This is a genomic window from Mycobacterium sp. NGS34, from assembly GCF_059812845.1.
Genome location: NZ_JCALDM010000007.1, coordinates 129,006 through 144,509, shown reverse-complemented (window position 1 = coordinate 144,509; position 15,504 = coordinate 129,006). Strand labels below are relative to the sequence as shown.

The 15,504-nt window shown below is 69.3% G+C and carries 15 protein-coding genes; all 15 read right to left on the bottom strand.

Annotation, left to right across the window (positions count from 1 at the left end):
- Positions 1-76: 76 nt before the first annotated feature.
- On the bottom strand, positions 77-2,611 hold the full coding sequence (clpC1, locus tag AC5Y7V_RS18860; RefSeq protein WP_499881554.1) for an ATP-dependent protease ATP-binding subunit ClpC: 2,535 nt from the start codon (positions 2,609-2,611) through the stop codon (positions 77-79).
- Positions 2,612-2,910: 299 nt separating this feature from the next.
- The gene (gene lsr2, locus AC5Y7V_RS18855) at positions 2,911-3,249 is read right to left on the bottom strand and encodes a histone-like nucleoid-structuring protein Lsr2 (RefSeq protein ID WP_036363110.1); all 339 of its coding nucleotides are present in this window, start codon (positions 3,247-3,249) and stop codon (positions 2,911-2,913) included.
- A gap of 113 nt (positions 3,250-3,362) precedes the next feature.
- Positions 3,363-4,871 carry a lysine--tRNA ligase gene (gene lysS, locus AC5Y7V_RS18850; protein WP_499881553.1) on the bottom strand — a complete coding sequence of 503 codons (1,509 nt, stop codon included), beginning with the start codon at positions 4,869-4,871 and terminating at the stop codon, positions 3,363-3,365.
- 103 nt (positions 4,872-4,974) lie between these two features.
- A complete protein-coding gene (locus AC5Y7V_RS18845; RefSeq protein WP_499881552.1) occupies positions 4,975-5,799 on the bottom strand; it encodes a type III pantothenate kinase in 825 nt (274 codons plus the stop codon).
- 2 nt (positions 5,800-5,801) lie between these two features.
- Entirely contained in the window at positions 5,802-6,221 is a 420-nt protein-coding gene (gene panD, locus AC5Y7V_RS18840) for an aspartate 1-decarboxylase (RefSeq protein WP_499881551.1), read from the bottom strand.
- Positions 6,221-7,150, bottom strand: coding sequence for a pantoate--beta-alanine ligase (gene panC / locus AC5Y7V_RS18835; protein ID WP_499881550.1), 930 nt, complete (start codon positions 7,148-7,150; stop codon positions 6,221-6,223). Before panC ends, panD begins: the two co-directional genes overlap by 1 nt.
- Positions 7,147-8,058 carry a Rossmann-like and DUF2520 domain-containing protein gene (locus tag AC5Y7V_RS18830; protein WP_499881549.1) on the bottom strand — a complete coding sequence of 304 codons (912 nt, stop codon included), beginning with the start codon at positions 8,056-8,058 and terminating at the stop codon, positions 7,147-7,149. The genes panC and AC5Y7V_RS18830 overlap by 4 nt, the downstream gene beginning before the upstream one ends.
- A gap of 114 nt (positions 8,059-8,172) precedes the next feature.
- Positions 8,173-9,516: a DUF6779 domain-containing protein gene (locus tag AC5Y7V_RS18825; protein WP_499881548.1), complete on the bottom strand. Its 1,344-nt coding sequence runs from the start codon at positions 9,514-9,516 to the stop codon at positions 8,173-8,175.
- 88 nt (positions 9,517-9,604) lie between these two features.
- The gene (locus AC5Y7V_RS18820; RefSeq protein ID WP_499881547.1) at positions 9,605-10,081 is read right to left on the bottom strand and encodes a DUF3180 domain-containing protein; all 477 of its coding nucleotides are present in this window, start codon (positions 10,079-10,081) and stop codon (positions 9,605-9,607) included.
- Positions 10,081-10,617 (bottom strand): 2-amino-4-hydroxy-6-hydroxymethyldihydropteridine diphosphokinase, encoded by a 537-nt coding sequence (folK, locus tag AC5Y7V_RS18815; RefSeq protein WP_499881546.1) that lies wholly within the window; start codon positions 10,615-10,617, stop codon positions 10,081-10,083. The genes AC5Y7V_RS18820 and folK overlap by 1 nt, the downstream gene beginning before the upstream one ends.
- A 52-nt stretch (positions 10,618-10,669) precedes the next feature.
- Complete coding sequence (gene folB, locus AC5Y7V_RS18810) at positions 10,670-11,071, bottom strand: dihydroneopterin aldolase (RefSeq protein WP_499881545.1); 402 nt, start codon at positions 11,069-11,071, stop codon at positions 10,670-10,672.
- The gene (gene folP / locus AC5Y7V_RS18805; protein WP_499881544.1) at positions 11,064-11,888 is read right to left on the bottom strand and encodes a dihydropteroate synthase; all 825 of its coding nucleotides are present in this window, start codon (positions 11,886-11,888) and stop codon (positions 11,064-11,066) included. The genes folB and folP overlap by 8 nt, the downstream gene beginning before the upstream one ends.
- A complete protein-coding gene (folE, locus tag AC5Y7V_RS18800) occupies positions 11,885-12,505 on the bottom strand; it encodes a GTP cyclohydrolase I FolE (RefSeq protein ID WP_499881543.1) in 621 nt (206 codons plus the stop codon). Before folE ends, folP begins: the two co-directional genes overlap by 4 nt.
- A 16-nt stretch (positions 12,506-12,521) precedes the next feature.
- Entirely contained in the window at positions 12,522-14,897 is a 2,376-nt protein-coding gene (gene ftsH / locus AC5Y7V_RS18795; protein WP_499881542.1) for an ATP-dependent zinc metalloprotease FtsH, read from the bottom strand.
- Between the two features lie 184 nt (positions 14,898-15,081).
- Positions 15,082-15,495, bottom strand: coding sequence for a VOC family protein (locus AC5Y7V_RS18790; protein ID WP_499881541.1), 414 nt, complete (start codon positions 15,493-15,495; stop codon positions 15,082-15,084).
- Positions 15,496-15,504 lie beyond the last annotated feature (9 nt).

Sequence of the window (15,504 nt, the reverse complement as noted above, 5' to 3'; positions counted from 1 at the left end):
GCGAGCCCTTCTTCTCGAGCAAAGCAAAAACGGGCGGTAGCCCCGTGAGAGACTAACCGCCCGTTTCCGCTAACCGCTACTGCGTTTCGGGTGCGCTGTGCGCTCCGGCCTTGGCCAGATCGGGCTCGACCGGCGGCTTGCGGGTTCCGGTAAACGTGAACACCGCCTCCTCGCCGGCGCCTTCCCCGTCCCAGTTGTCCACGTCGACGGTGACGAGCTGCCCGGGGCCGACCTCCTCGAAAAGGATCTTCTCGGAGAGCTGGTCCTCGATCTCGCGCTGGATGGTGCGCCGCAACGGACGTGCGCCCAGCACCGGGTCGAAGCCACGCTTGGCCAGCAGAGCCTTGGCCTTGTCGGTCAGCTCCATCGACATGTCTTTGGCCTTGAGCTGCTTGCCGACCCGTTCGATCATCAGGTCGACCATCTGGATGATCTCGTCGCGCGTCAGCTGGTGGAAGACGATGATGTCGTCGATGCGGTTGAGGAACTCCGGGCGGAAGTGCTTCTTCAGCTCATCGTTGACCTTCTGCTTCATCCGCTCGTAGTTGTTGTCGCCGCCGCCCTGGGTGAAGCCCAGGCCCACCGGCTTGGAGATGTCGGAGGTGCCGAGGTTGGACGTGAAGATCAGCACGGTGTTCTTGAAGTCCACCGTGCGCCCCTGGCCGTCGGTGAGCCGGCCGTCCTCGAGGACCTGCAACAGGCTGTTGTAGATCTCCTGGTGCGCCTTTTCGATCTCGTCGAACAGCACCACGGAAAACGGCTTGCGGCGCACCTTCTCGGTGAGCTGGCCGCCCTCCTCGTAGCCGACGTATCCCGGCGGGGCACCGAACAGCCGCGACGCGGTGAAGCGGTCGTGGAACTCGCCCATGTCGATCTGGATGAGCGCGTCGTCGTCGCCGAACAGGAAGTTGGCCAGCGCCTTGGACAGCTCGGTCTTACCGACACCGGATGGGCCGGCGAAGATGAACGAGCCCGAGGGCCGCTTGGGGTCCTTCAGCCCGGCGCGGGTGCGGCGGATCGCCTTGGAGACGGCCTTGACGGCATCGACCTGGCCGATGATCCGCTTGTGCAGCTCGTCCTCCATGCGCAGGAGCCGCGTGGTCTCGGCCTCGGTGAGCTTGAACACCGGGATACCGGTCCAGTTTCCCAGCACCTCGGCGATCTCGTTGTCGTCCACCTCGGCGACAACGTCCATGTCACCTGAGCGCCACTGCTTTTCGCGCTCGGCGCGCTGGGCGACCAGTTGCTTCTCCCGGTCCCGCAGGCTCGCGGCCTTCTCGAAGTCCTGGGCGTCGATCGCCGATTCCTTCTCGCGGCGGGCGTCGGCGATTTTCTCGTCGAACTCGCGCAGGTCTGGCGGCGCGGTCATCCGGCGGATCCGCATCCGGGCGCCGGCCTCGTCGATCAGGTCGATGGCCTTGTCCGGCAGGAACCGATCGTTGATGTAGCGGTCGGCCAGGGTGGCCGCGGCCACGATCGCAGAGTCGCTGATCGACACCCGGTGGTGGGCCTCGTACCGGTCCCGCAATCCCTTGAGGATCTCGATGGTGTGGGCCACCGTCGGCTCACCCACCTGCACGGGCTGGAAGCGGCGCTCCAAGGCGGCGTCCTTCTCGATGTACTTGCGGTACTCGTCGAGCGTGGTGGCGCCGATGGTCTGCAGCTCGCCGCGGGCCAGCTTTGGCTTGAGGATGCTGGCGGCGTCGATCGCGCCCTCGGCGGCACCCGCCCCGACCAGCGTGTGCAGCTCGTCGATGAACAGGATGATGTCGCCGCGGGTGTTGATCTCCTTGAGCACCTTCTTGAGGCGTTCCTCGAAGTCACCGCGGTAGCGGCTGCCCGCCACCAGCGAGCCCAGGTCGAGCGTGTAGAGCTGCTTGTCCTTCAGCGTCTCCGGCACCTGCCCGTGGACGATGGCCTGCGCCAGGCCCTCGACGACGGCCGTCTTGCCGACGCCGGGCTCGCCGATCAGCACCGGGTTGTTCTTGGTGCGCCGGCTCAGCACCTGCATCACCCGCTCGATTTCCTTCTCGCGGCCGATGACGGGATCCAGCTTGCCCTCCATCGCGGCGGCCGTCAGGTTGCGGCCGAACTGGTCGAGCACCAGCGACGTGGACGGGCTGCCGGACTCGCCGCCGCGGCCGCCGGTGCCGGCCTCCGCGGCTTCCTTGCCCTGGTAACCGCTCAGCAGCTGGATCACCTGCTGGCGCACGCGGGTCAGCTCGGCGCCCAGCTTGACCAGAACCTGGGCGGCCACGCCCTCACCCTCGCGGATCAGGCCGAGCAGGATGTGCTCGGTGCCGATGTAGTTGTGGCCGAGCTGCAGCGCCTCGCGCAGGCTCAGCTCCAACACCTTCTTGGCGCGCGGGGTGAACGGGATGTGGCCCGACGGCGCCTGCTGGCCCTGGCCGATGATCTCCTCGACCTGGCTGCGAACGCCCTCCAGCGAGATGCCCAGCGACTCCAGCGACTTCGCCGCGACGCCTTCGCCCTCGTGAATCAAACCCAACAAGATGTGCTCGGTGCCGATGTAGTTGTGGTTGAGCATCCGGGCCTCTTCTTGCGCCAGGACGACGACCCTGCGGGCACGGTCGGTAAATCTTTCGAACATCGGTGCTTACCTGCTCTCCCTCGGCATCGGTACAGACCTCTTGATGGCCAATTGCCGGCCCCTAGGGGCCGGAACCGCGTACCTGCTCTCCACTGTAATGGTCGGCCCGCCGGGGTTCCTAACGTTGGCGTTGCTGGCCGTCCCGGCCGCATACCCCCGTTGGCGCGCTGCCGTAACAGGTAAACGAGGAAAAACGCCAAAGCGTTTCCCGCGCGAGGCGGCGAGCGTTCCGCCGCCAGCGAAATTGAAAAGGACCGGCGCCCGGGCCGTACGGACCCGGGCGCCGGTAAGCGCTTCGCTTAGGTCGCCGCGTGGAATGCGTCGATGACGTCCGCCGGGATGCGGCCGCGGGTCGACACATTGTGCCCGTTGCGACGGGCCCATTCCCGGATCGCGGCGCTTTGCTCGCGGTCGATGGCGCCGCGGCCACGTCCGGAGCCGGAACGCCCGCGCCGGCGACCGCCGACGCGGCGGCCCGCCGCTACCCACTGCTTCAAATCGTTGCGCAGTTTCGCAGCATTCTTGGACGAAAGGTCAATCTCGTAGGTCACCCCGTCAAGCCCGAATTCAACCGTTTCGTCGGCCGCGCCCGCACCGTCGAAATCATCGACCAAGGTGACGGTCACTTTTTTCGCCATTAGCTTACCCTCGCGTTTCGTCCTGAGCAGTTGCTGAGCAGTTTGGATTCACTCCCCAAGTCACCAATCTGCCATAACAACGCAGGATACTCAATCCAGGGGCAACGGGTAACTCAACTGGAGTGCGGCCGAACAATCGGGAACAAAACTGTCTCTCTAATTGACAGGCCGGTCAAAGACATCAACAAGCGATCGATACCCATTCCGGTTCCGGTGCACGGCGGCATCCCATACTCGAGCGCGGCGAGAAAATCTTCGTCGAGCGCCATGGCCTCGTCGTCGCCGGCGGCCGCGGCGCGGACCTGCGCGGCGAACCGCTCGCGCTGCACCACGGGATCGTTCAATTCGGAATACCCGGTGGCCAGTTCGACCCCGCGAACGTAGAGGTCCCACTTCTCGGTCACGCCGGGAATGCTGCGGTGCTGCCGCGTCAAAGGTGTTGTCTCCACTGGGAAATCCTTGACGAAGGTGGGCGCGGTCAGGGAATTGCCCACCGTGTGCTCCCACAGCTCCTCGACGAGCTTGCCGTGCCCATAGAAAGAGGGGTCGCGGTTGTCGGGGATCTCCACACCGAGCCGATCGGCGATGGCCCGCAGGCGATCGACGGTGGTGTCGGGCGTGATCTCCTCACCGAGCGCCGCCGACAGCGACGGATACATTTGTATTGATGCCCATTCTCCGTCTATGTCGTACACGGTGCCGTCGGGGAAGGGGAGTTCTCGGGTTCCGATCGCCTCGTCGGCCACCTCTTGAATAAGCTCGCGCGTGACGATCGCTGAATCGTCATAGGTTCCGTAGGTCTGGTAGGTCTCCAACATGGAAAATTCTGGAGAATGTGTGGAATCTGCCCCTTCGTTTCGGAACACGCGATTTAACTCGAAGACCTTGTCGAATCCGCCGACGATGCAGCGCTTGAGGAACAGTTCCGGTGCGATCCGCAGGTAGAGATCGATGTCGAGCGCATTGGAATGCGTGATGAACGGCCGGGCCGCGGCGCCCCCGGCCAGCGTCTGCAACATTGGGGTTTCGACTTCGAGAAACCCGCGCCGCTCCAGCGCGTTGCGGATCGCCCGGATCACGGCGATTCGCTGCCGGGCCACCGTGCGGGCCTGGGGACGAACGATCAGGTCGACGTAGCGCTGCCGGACCCGTGACTCCTCGCTCATCTCCTTGTGCGCGACGGGCAGCGGCCGCAGCGCCTTGGCCGCCATCTGCCAGGAGTCGGCCAGCACGGACAATTCGCCGCGCCGTGAGCTGATCACGTTGCCGTGCACGTAGACGATGTCACCGAGGTCGACGTCGGCCTTCCACGCGTCGAGCGACTCCCGTCCGACCTTGTCGAGGCTGACCATCACCTGCAGGGTGGTGCCGTCGCCGTCCTGGAGTGTCGCAAAGCACAGCTTTCCGGAGTTGCGCGCGAAGATGACCCGGCCCGCGACGCCGACGATGTCGTCGGTGGCGGTGTCGGTCGGCAGGCCGTCGTGGGCGGCGCGCACCTCGGCCAGGGTGTGGGTGCGCTCGATGGCGACGGGGTACGGGTCAGTTCCCTCGGCCAGCAGGCGAGCGCGCTTGTCCCGGCGGATCCGGAACTGCTCGGGAAGGTCGGGGGCGTCGGAGCTCACGACGTGCCAGCTTAAATGACGGCGTCGAGCCTGCGCTCAGAGCGTAAAGGGCCCAAGGCCCAAGAGGCGCGCTGTGCGCAGACTCGACGCGGAAGCCCGGCGCTTAGCGGGCCGTCTTAAGCCGGCCGCGCTCGGCGTCGCGGTTGCGTTCGAAAACCAACTGCAGGCCGTGCAAAGTCAGGTGCTGGTCGTAATGGTTGACCGTGTGCAACTCGGGCAGCAGCAGCGGCGCGGTGTGGCCGGTCGCCACGACGGCCACTTGATCTCCCAGGTCGTCGGCGAAGCCGTCCACGTCCTCGCGGATGCGTTGCACCAAACCGTCGACCAGACCGGCGAATCCGAACACCGCGCCGGCCTGCATGCATTCGACGGTGTTCTTGCCGACCACGGACCGGGGCCGGGTCAGCTCGACGCGGCGCAGCGCCGCGGAGCGGGCGGCGGCGGCATCGGAGGAAACCTGCACACCCGGGGCGATGGCACCGCCGAGGAACTCGCCCTTGGCCGACACCACGTCCACGCAGATCGAGGAGCCGAAGTCGACGACGACGGCCGCCTTGCGGTACTTGTGAAAGGCGGCCAGGCAGTTGACGATCCGGTCGGCGCCGACCTCTTTGGGATTGTCGACCAGCAGCGGGATCCCAGTGCGCACCCCCGGCTCGATGAGCACGCTGGGCACCGACGGCCAGTACTGGTCGAGCATGACCCGCACCTCGTGCAGCACCGACGGGACGGTCGACAGCGCGGCGGCGCCGGTGAGGCGTTCGGAGTCGTCACCGATCAGGCCGTCGATGGTCAGGGCGAGTTCGTCCGCGGTGACCTCGGATTCGGTGCGAATCCGCCACTGCTGCACGACCTTTGCGTGCTCCTTGGATCCGGACAGCAGTCCGACGACGGTGTGCGTGTTGCGGACGTCGATGGCCAGCAGCACGGTTACCTCGCGCCGATCCGGGGATCGAGCAATTCGTCGACGCCGTCGGGCACGAACGCCGGGTCGTCGCCTAGGTCGATCGGCTTGTTTTCGGCGTCGACGAACACGATCCGCGGCCGGTAGGCGCGCGCCTCCGCGTCTTCCATCGTTCCGTACGCGATCAGGATCACCAGGTCGCCGGGATGAATCAAATGCGCTGCGGCGCCGTTGATTCCGATCACGCCGCTGCCGCGTTCGCCGGTGATGGCGTAGGTGACCAGGCGAGCGCCGTTGTCGATGTCCACGATGGTCACCTGCTCGCCCTCGAGCAGGTCCGCGGCGTCCATCAGGTCGGCGTCGATGGTCACCGAGCCGACGTAGTGCAGGTCGGCCTGCGTCACGGTGGCGCGGTGGATCTTCGACTTCAGCATCGTCCGTAACATCAATTCCTCCAATGTGATTCGAGGGTGTCCCGATAAGCGTCCGGCCCCGTGGGTGCCGGCGGTGGTGTTCCTACTTCGATGGCGATGTTGTCCAGCAGTCGGGTGGTGCCAAGCCGCGCCGCGATCAGCAGCCGGCCGGGCGCGTCGGCCCGCAGCGGGCCGAGGCCCGCGTCGCGCAGTTCCAGGTAGTCGACGCTGATCGCGGGCACGGCGCCCAGCACCGCGTGGGCGGCGTCCAGCGCGGCCCGCGCGCCGGCGGGCGCGGCGTGCGCCGCCGCGGTCAGCGCCGCCGAAAGGGTGCCGGCGAGTTCGCGTTGCGTCGGGTCCAGGTAGCGGTTGCGCGACGACATCGCCAGGCCGTCGTGTTCGCGCACGGTGGGGACGCCGACCACGGCCACGTCGATGTTGAGGTCGGTGACCATCTGACGGATCAGGACCAATTGCTGGTAGTCCTTCTCGCCGAAGAAGATCCGATCGGGGCGCACGATCTGCAGCAGCTTGCACACCACGGTCAGCACGCCGGTGAAATGGGTCGGCCGCGCGCCGCCCTCGAGCTCGCCGGCCAGCGGGCCCGGGTGCACGGTGGTGCGCAGGCCGTCGGGGTACATCGCCGAGGCGGTGGGCGCGAACACGATCTCGACGTCTTCGCCGCGCAGCAGCGCCAGGTCCTCGTCAAGCGTCCTCGGGTAGGCGTCGAGGTCTTCCCCGGCCCCGAATTGCAGCGGGTTGACGAAGATCGAGACGACGACCACCGAGCCGGGGACCCGCTTGGCGGCCCGCACCAGGGCGAGGTGCCCGTCGTGCAGGGCGCCCATGGTGGGCACCAGCATCACGCGGCGGCCGGTGTGGCGCAGCGCGCGGCTGACGTCTGTGACGTCGCGCGGCGCCGAGTAGACGTTGAGTTCGCCGGGGTTGAAGGCGGGAGTCATCGCGCCAGCACCTCGAGCACGTCGGCGGGGGCGTGTGCGCGCTGGGCGGTGCGCAAGGCGTTGACGCGGTACGCCTGGGCCAGGTCCGGTTCGACGTCGGCCAGCGCGGCCAGATGGTCGGCCACGGCGGCGGCGTCCCCGCGGGCGACCGGCCCGGTGAGTGCCGCCTGCCCGCGGCGCAGAGTGTTCTCCAGCGCCGCGCGGGCGAGCGGCCCGACGATGCGTTCGGCGAGGCCGCCCGGCTGGTCGTCGACGGTCTGTTGCCCGAGCAGTTCGCTGCCGCGCAGCGCGGCCCGCAACGCCTCGATCGCGTCGGCGAGCACCGTCACGAGGTGGTTGCCCGCGTGCGCCAGCGCCGCGTGGTACAGGACGCGGGCGTCCTCGGGGACGCAGAACGGCTCCCCGCCCATCTCGAGCACCAGCGACTGCGCGATGGCGTACCCGACCTCGTCGGCCGCGGTGATCCCGAAGCAGGTGTCGGGCAGCCGGCTGATGTCCTCGTCGGAGCCGGTGAACGTCATCGCCGGGTGAATCGCCAGCGGGATGCAGCCGTCGTGGCTCAGCGGCGCGAGGATGCCGACCCCGTTGGCGCCGGAGGTGTGCGCCACGATCGTGCCGGGGCGCACGGCGGAGGTGGCGGCCAGCCCGGAAACCAGGCCGGCGAGTTCGCTGTCGGGAACGGCAAGCAGCAGCAGCTCGGCGTCGGCGGCCACGTCGGGCGGCGATGCCACCGGGGTGTCGGGCAACCGGTGGTGCGCCCGCTGGCGCGACGCGTGCGAGACGGCGCTGCACGACACGACCACATGGTCGGCGCGCTCCAGCGCGACACCCAGTGCGGAGCCCACCCGGCCGGCGGAGATGATGCCCACCTTGAGCCGAGCGGGGCGCAGCCCGTCGAACTGCCCCATCGCAGACGACCTCACAGCTTTCTTGGTTCGTTCCAGTCCCATGCGCGGGTACCGGACGGTCCCTAAGACTTTAGTCGATTCTTAGTCGCGACCCAATGTGAGGAAGCTCCCAGCTCAGCCGTCGCGGCGGCGGCGGCGACCACCGCCGGAGGGCTCGACCTGCAGGCGCGCCAGCAGCTCGGCCACCGACTGACCCCCGCTGGGCGGGCTGTCGTCGGAACCGTCGGAGCCCCGCGCCAGGGGGTCGGTGCCGCGATGCCGGGGCGGGGCCTCGGCGTGCGGCGGCGGGGCCATCTGCGGTGGTGGCGGCGCCGCGGCGGGCGGCGGGCCGGGCTGCGGGGGTGGCGGCGGCGCGGCGGGCGTGGGCTCGTTCGTCGGCGTGCGGGTACCGCCCGCTTGCGGGGGATAGTTGCCTACGCCGTAGTCGCGATATTCCGCCGCGTGGCGCGAGCGCGCCCGACGGCCGGGTTCGCCGTACGGCGGTGGCTGCGGGTGCTCGAAGGGCGAGCCGTCCAGGGGTTCCTCGGCGCCGGAGTGACGGGCGCGCCGCCCGCCCGGCGACTCGCCACCCGGGGCGGCCGGGTCGCCGCCGGCCCAGTTGCTACCGGGCGCGCCCGGGGGCAGCCACTGCCCCTCGGCGGCGGCCGGCCGCCAATCCTGCATCTGCGGCTGCGGCTGCGGTGGTGGGGGCGGCGGTGGCGGGGCCGGACGTTCCTCGAATCGCGGCGCGGGCGGCGGCGTCATGTACGGCGGCTCCTGGGAGACCACGTACCGCGCCTCTTGGCGCACGTCGTACTGCGGGGGCGGCGGTTGCCGGGGCGGCAGCAGCGGCTCCTCGGGCACGTCGATGATCGCGGCGTCGTCGGCGCGGCTGTCCGCCTGGCCGGGCGGGATGTCCCGGGCGACCGACGCGACGCGATCGCTGGACACCCAGTCCGGGTTGCTCTCGCCGTTGCGTTCCCACTCGCTGTACGCCCGCCCGCGGGGCGCCTCGGTCTCGTGCGTCTCGAGCGCCGGGCGCTGCTGCAGGTCGGTGTCGAACAGGATCTCGAGGCTGGTCCGCAACGCGCTCAGTTCCGCGCGCAGCGCGGCCAGATCGTCCTCGGCCTGGGCGCGCAGCTCGGATGCCAGCTCGCGGCGCAGCTGCGACTCCACCGTCAGCTCGTATTCGCGGCGGGCCGAGATCTCCCGGTCCAGCTGCAGGTCGTAGACCAGCTTCAGGTCGCGGACCCGGGACTGGTCCGCGTCGCTTTGGCGGCGGTAGAGCACCGAAACGAAGGCGCCGGCGACTGCGGCCCACAGCGCCAGGATTACAGCGAGCTTGAGGAGTTCCACCCGGTTGGTGAAAACCAGTGCGGAACTGGCCCCCATCGCGAGGACCAGCAACGCCGTCAAGAGCACCCACCCCGGCCTGCGGCCGCCGCGCCGAACCCGGGCGCCGCGGGACAGAACGGTCATGGCCTGAGAGTACCTGCGCGAGGTCACTCCGCGTGTCGCGCGGCTCCGGCGATTCCCGACCGGGTTGACCGCCGGGTCGCCGGGCGCGCTAAGTCTCCGCGCCCTCGCCGTGCTCGGTCGGATCCTGCGGGGACTTGCAGCAATGCTGCAGCCACAGCGCGGCGACGACCAACGCCAGCGCGCTGACGGCGGCCACCACCGTGCCCGCGGTGTCCTGCTCGGCGGCCCGCAGCCACGACCGGCGCGGCAGGAAATACACCAGCACCCCGATCCACCAGCCCAGCACCAGCGCGCCCACCCAGGCCGACGCCTTGGCCACCATCACGCTGCGCGCCACCGCCAGCGGGTGCAGCCAACCGGGCCCGGCGCCGATTTCGCCGTCGGTGATCTTGACCCGCACATAACGCGCCCAAAGCGCCTCGGCGATGGCCACACCGAGCAGCGACAGGCCGGTCCACACCGTGATGGGCGGAAACCAGCGATACAGCGAGACCACCAGCAGGTAGCCCACCACCGCAGCGCCGACCACCGCGGCCGTCAGGTCACGCTTGCGGGTCGGGCCCATCAGGTTTCCGATTTCTTTTCGAGCCGCAGCGTCAGGTTGGACAGCCGAACACCGGCCCGGTCGGCCGGGTCCAGCTCGGCGAGCAGCTGCGCGACGGGACGCCGCCCTTCGGCGACCGTCAGCCGGGCGTCCGGCTCGACGGCCAGCCACGGCACCATCACGAAGGCCCGCAGGTGCGCCAGCGGGTGCGGCAGCGTCAGGTTGGGCTCGCGGGTGATCACTTCCGTTTCGCCGCCGCCGTAACAAGCGACCAGGTCGACGTCGAGCGAGCGCGGGCCCCAGCGCTCGCCGCGGACCCGGCCCGCCGCCCGCTCGAACTCCTGCGCCCGGCTCAGCCAGGCCGGCCCGTCGCACGCCGGGTCGTCGGCGATCAGCACCGCGTTGAGAAAGGGGGCCTGATCGCGCCGGCCCCAGGGATCCGTCTCGTAGACGGGCGACACCGCGACCACGGCCTCCCCCAGCCCGTCGACGACCGACTGCAGCCGGGCCAACCGGTCCCCCAGGTTGGAGCCGACGGACAGCACGACTCTGCTCATGAGCGCCACTTCTCGACCCCGGCTGCGCCGGCGTCATCGTCGTTGTCGCGACTCATACCGCCCCGCCGGCCGGGATCACCGAACCGCGGCCGCCGCGCCGCGACCGCCGGACCACGACGGCCACGTCGGCGAACTGTTGCGCGATGGGGGCCTGCGGCTTGTGCACCACCACCTCGACGGCGTGCACGCGCCCGTCGTGCATCACCCGGTCGGCGATCTCGGCGCCGACCGTTTCGATCAGCTTGCGCGCCGGCCCGGCGACCACGTCGGCGGCCAGCTGCGCCAGCGCGCCGTAGTCGTACGTGTCGGCCAGGTCGTCGCTGGCGGCGGCGTCGGCCAGGTCGATCCACACGGTGATGTCGACGACGAAATCCTGCCCGGAGGCGCGCTCGTGTTCGAAGACGCCGTGACGGCCGCGAACGGCCAAGCCGCGCAACTCGATTCGATCAGCCATTCTGGGCCCATGCCTCGACGACCTTGAGGGCATCGACGGAGGCGCGCACGTCGTGCACCCGCACGCCCCAGGCCCCGTGCAGGGCGGCCAGCGCGGAGATCACCGCCGTCGCCGTCTCGCGCCCGTCGGGCGGTCGCGCCGACCCGTCGGGCCCGGCCAGCAACGCGCCGAGGAACCGCTTGCGCGAGGCGCCCAGGAGCACCGGGATCCCGGTCGCGACGAGCTGCGGCAGCGCGTGCAGCAACGCCCAATTGTGTTGTCCTGTCTTGGCGAATCCCAGCCCCGGGTCGATCACCAGCTTGTCGGGGTCCACCCCCGCGGCCACCGCGTCGTCGACGCTGGCAAGCAGCTCGGCGCGCACCTCGGCCACCACGTCGCGATAGGGCGGGGCCTCATGCGGGCGCTCGGGCGACACCGGCCGCCAGTGCATCAACACCCACGGCACGCCGGCCTCGGCGAGCAGCGGGGCCATCGCGGGGTCGGCCCGGCCACCCGACACGTCGTTGACGATCCGCGCGCCGCTCTGCAGCGCCGCCCGCGCCACGTCGGCGTGCATGGTGTCGATGCTGACGGTGATGCCTTGTGCGGCAAGTTCTTTGACCACTGGAACCACACGAGACGCCTCGACCCGGGGGTCGATGCGAACGGCGCCCGGACGGGTCGACTCCCCTCCGACGTCGACGATGCCCGCGCCCTCGGCGGCCATCGCCACGCCGTGGGCGACGGCGTCGTCGGCATCGAGATAGCGCCCGCCGTCGGAGAACGAATCGTCGGTGACGTTCAGGACTCCCATCACCTGCATGGGCGCCGGGCTCACCTGCGCAGGATCAGATCGAGCGCTTCGGCCCGGGACGCGGGACTGGTCTTGAACATGCCACGCACCGCCGAGGTCGTGGTGACGGCGCCGGGCTTGCGGACGCCGCGCATCGCCATGCACAGGTGCTCGGCCTCGACGACGACGATCACCCCGCGCGGGTCGAGCTTGTTCACCAGAGCGTCGGCGATCTGGCTGGTGAGCCGCTCCTGAACCTGGGGCCGCTTGGCGTACAGGTCCACCAGCCGGGCGATCTTGGACAGGCCGGTCACCCGGCCATCCTTGCCGGGGATGTAGCCGACGTGGGCCACCCCGTGGAATGAGACGAGGTGATGCTCGCAGGTCGAGTACAGCGGGATTTCCTTGACGATCACCATCTCGTCGTGGTCCTCGTCGAACATGGTGTTCAGCACCGAGTCAGGATCGGTGTAGAGCCCCGCGAACATCTCCCGGTATGCGCGCGCTACGCGGGCCGGGGTGTCCTGCAAGCCGTTTCGATCGGGGTCTTCCCCGATCGCGCACAGCAGCTCGCGGACCGCCGCCTCGGCGCGTTGCTGGTCGAACGCCCGAACGCGCGGAGTCTCCTGGCGGGTATCGGGCCCCAGATCCGCGAGAGCCATCTAGTCCTCCGTTTCGTCAGCCGTGCGCCGGCGGGTTGGACCGGCTCACGTCGTCATCCTCTTGCTCGGGTGACTTACCGGCATCCGGGTGGGCTTGGCCGGGCGGCGGATAGGGCGGATACGGCGGGTAGGGCGGGTACGCGGGCGGCCCCTGCTGGCCCGGATAGCTCGGCACCGGCTGCGGCCAGTAGGGCTGCTGCGGGGGCTGCGCGGGCGGATACCAGTAGTTCGGCTGGTGTTGCTGCTGTTGGGGCGGCGGCCATCCCGGCGCATGCCAGCCGGCCGGGGCGCCGTAGTCCGGCTGGGTCGGGCCGTGCGGAGCGAGCTCCCGATCGCCGCCGGGCTGGCCGCCGTGAGAACCGTTGGGGCCGTTGGCGTTTCTGTCGGCCTCCGCACGGGCGGCCTCGGCGGCCTGGGTGGCCGCGGCGATGGCCGCCTTGAAGGCCGGCTCCTCGACCGGCGGCGGCCACGGCTCGCCACGCTCGATGGCCAGCTCGCCGGGCGTCTTGATCGGCGGCTTGTCCGACGGGATGCGGCCGCCGAAGTCGTCGAACATGGTGAGCCGCGGGCGCTTTTCGACGCCGGAGAAGATTCCCTCCAGCTCGGGCCGGTGCAGGGTTTCCTTCTCCAGCAGCTCGCCGGCGAGTGTGTCGAGCACGTCGCGATATTCGGTGAGGATTTCCCACGCCTCGGTGTGCGCGGCCTCGATCAGCTTGCGCACCTCGTCGTCGATGTCGCGGGCGACCTCGTGCGAGTAGTCCGCCTGATTGCCCATGGTGCGGCCGAGGAACGGGTCGCCGTGCTCGGTGCCGTACTTGACGGCGCCCAGCTTTGAACTCATCCCGAACTCGGTGACCATCGAGCGGGCGACCTTGGTGGCCTGCTCGATGTCGGACACCGCGCCCGTCGTCGGCTCGCGGAATACCAGTTCCTCGGCGGCGCGCCCGCCCATCGCGAAAACCAGCTGCGCGATCAGTTCCGAGCGGGTCCGCAGGCCCTTGTCCTCCTCCGGGACCGCCACCGCATGGCCGCCGGTGCGTCCCCGGGCCAGGATCGTCACCTTGTAGACCGGGTCGATGTCGGGCATCGCCCAGGCCGCCAGGGTGTGCCCGCCCTCGTGGTAGGCGGTGATCTTCTTCTCGTGCTCGCTGATGATCCGGCCCTTGCGGCGGGGGCCGCCGATCACCCGGTCCACCGCCTCCTCGAGGGCGGGGCCGGTGATGACGGTGCCGTTCTCGCGAGCGGTCAGCAGCGCCGCCTCGTTGATCACGTTGGCCAGGTCGGCGCCCGTCATGCCGACGGTCCGCTTGGCCAGCCCGTCCAGGTCGGCGTCGGGCGCGATCGGCTTGCCCTTGGAATGCACCCGCAGCACCGCGCGGCGGCCCGCCAGGTCAGGGTTGGACACCGGGATCTGCCGGTCGAATCGGCCGGGCCGCAACAGCGCCGGGTCCAGGATGTCGGGCCGGTTGGTAGCGGCGATGAGAATCACTCCGGCGCGTTCGCCGAAACCGTCCATCTCGACCAGCAACTGGTTGAGCGTCTGCTCGCGCTCGTCGTGGCCGCCGCCCAGCCCGGCACCGCGCTGGCGGCCCACCGCGTCGATCTCGTCGACGAAGATGATGCAGGGGCTGTTCTGCTTGGCCTGCTCGAACAGGTCGCGCACCCGCGAGGCGCCGACGCCGACGAACATCTCGACGAAGTCGGAGCCGGAGATCGTGAAGAACGGCACCCCGGCCTCGCCGGCGACCGCGCGGGCCAGCAGCGTCTTGCCGGTTCCGGGCGGCCCGTAGAGCAGGACGCCCTTGGGGATCTTGGCGCCCAGCGCCTGATACCTGCTGGGGTTCTGCAGGAAGTCTTTGATCTCGTAGAGCTCCTCGACCGCCTCGTCGACGCCCGCGACGTCGGCGAACGTGGTCTTGGGCATGTCCTTGTTGAGCATCTTCGCCCGGGACTTGCCGAACCCGAAGCCCATCCGGGCGCCGCCCTGCATGCGGGAGAACATCACGAACAGGCCCACCAGCAACAGCAGCGGCAGCACGTAGACGAGCAACTCGCCCAGGATGCTGCCCTCATTCACGACGGTGCTGACCTTCGCGTTCTTGGTGTTGAGCGCGTTGAACAGGTCGACCGCGTATCCGCTGGGGTACTTGGTGATGACCTTGTCGGAGTTGTCGGTGTCCTTGTTGCCCTTCTTCAGGGTCAACCGCAGCTGCTGCTCGCGGTCGTCGATCTGCGCGCTCTTGACGTTGTCGCCGCTGATCTGGGACATCGCCACCGAGGTGTCGACGGGCTTGTAACCGCGGGTGTCGTCACTGAAGTAAAGAAACGACCAACCCAGCAGCACCACAACGGCGATCGCCGTGAGGGTGCGAATCACGTTTTTCCGGTTCATCAATCATCGGCCTCGTCGGCCAGGTCCTTCCCCGATACACGAAGCTGCAAAAGTCCAGGCTACCGCTAGTGTCGATCGCCAGCCCCGGCAGAGCCGGGGCGCGGCATCCTCACGAGACAACGAGCGGCGGTTCCCGGTCCGGTTCCCGACGTGGCAAACCACACACTCGCCGAGTGGGGGCCGCTCACTCGTAATAGCGGGCCTCGACCACATTGCCGTCGGGGTCGGCGAAGTAGTACGTCTGCGGCGACCACCCTCGGGCCCCGAAGCTGTGGGTCAGCCGCGCGCTGGTGTCCACCCCTTCCGCCCGCAGGCGCGCATCCAGCGCGTCGTATTCGGCTTTCGACAACGCGAGGCAGACGTGGTTGACGGGTTGGCCGGCGCTTCCCTCGGCCACCGCCGACGACGCCGCGGCCGAAGCCATGTCAAGCGGCATCAGATCGATGATGGAGTCGTCGCACACCCGCACGCTCGGGAACGGCGCCTCGCCGGCCTCGAACTCCGCGAGACGTACCGGCGCCAGCCCGACCACTCGCGTGTAGAAATCCATCGCCGCCCGTGCGTCCCTCGTCCAGAGAACCACGTGGTCCAATCGCATGCCCAAATT

Bases quoted from the DNA above. Each gene is read 5' to 3' on its own strand.
- clpC1 (WP_499881554.1), bottom strand. From the start codon at position 2,611: ATGTTCGAAAGATTTACCGACCGTGCCCGCAGGGTCGTCGTCCTGGCG.
- lsr2 (WP_036363110.1), bottom strand. From the start codon at position 3,249: ATGGCGAAAAAAGTGACCGTCACCTTGGTCGATGATTTCGACGGTGCG.
- panD (WP_499881551.1), bottom strand. From the start codon at position 6,221: ATGTTACGGACGATGCTGAAGTCGAAGATCCACCGCGCCACCGTGACG.
- panC (WP_499881550.1), bottom strand. From the start codon at position 7,150: ATGACTCCCGCCTTCAACCCCGGCGAACTCAACGTCTACTCGGCGCCG.
- AC5Y7V_RS18830 (WP_499881549.1), bottom strand. From the start codon at position 8,058: ATGGGGCAGTTCGACGGGCTGCGCCCCGCTCGGCTCAAGGTGGGCATC.
- AC5Y7V_RS18825 (WP_499881548.1), bottom strand. From the start codon at position 9,516: ATGACCGTTCTGTCCCGCGGCGCCCGGGTTCGGCGCGGCGGCCGCAGG.
- AC5Y7V_RS18820 (WP_499881547.1), bottom strand. From the start codon at position 10,081: ATGGGCCCGACCCGCAAGCGTGACCTGACGGCCGCGGTGGTCGGCGCT.
- folK (WP_499881546.1), bottom strand. From the start codon at position 10,617: ATGAGCAGAGTCGTGCTGTCCGTCGGCTCCAACCTGGGGGACCGGTTG.
- folB (WP_499881545.1), bottom strand. From the start codon at position 11,071: ATGGCTGATCGAATCGAGTTGCGCGGCTTGGCCGTTCGCGGCCGTCAC.
- folE (WP_499881543.1), bottom strand. From the start codon at position 12,505: ATGGCTCTCGCGGATCTGGGGCCCGATACCCGCCAGGAGACTCCGCGC.
- ftsH (WP_499881542.1), bottom strand. From the start codon at position 14,897: ATGAACCGGAAAAACGTGATTCGCACCCTCACGGCGATCGCCGTTGTG.
- AC5Y7V_RS18790 (WP_499881541.1), bottom strand. From the start codon at position 15,495: ATGCGATTGGACCACGTGGTTCTCTGGACGAGGGACGCACGGGCGGCG.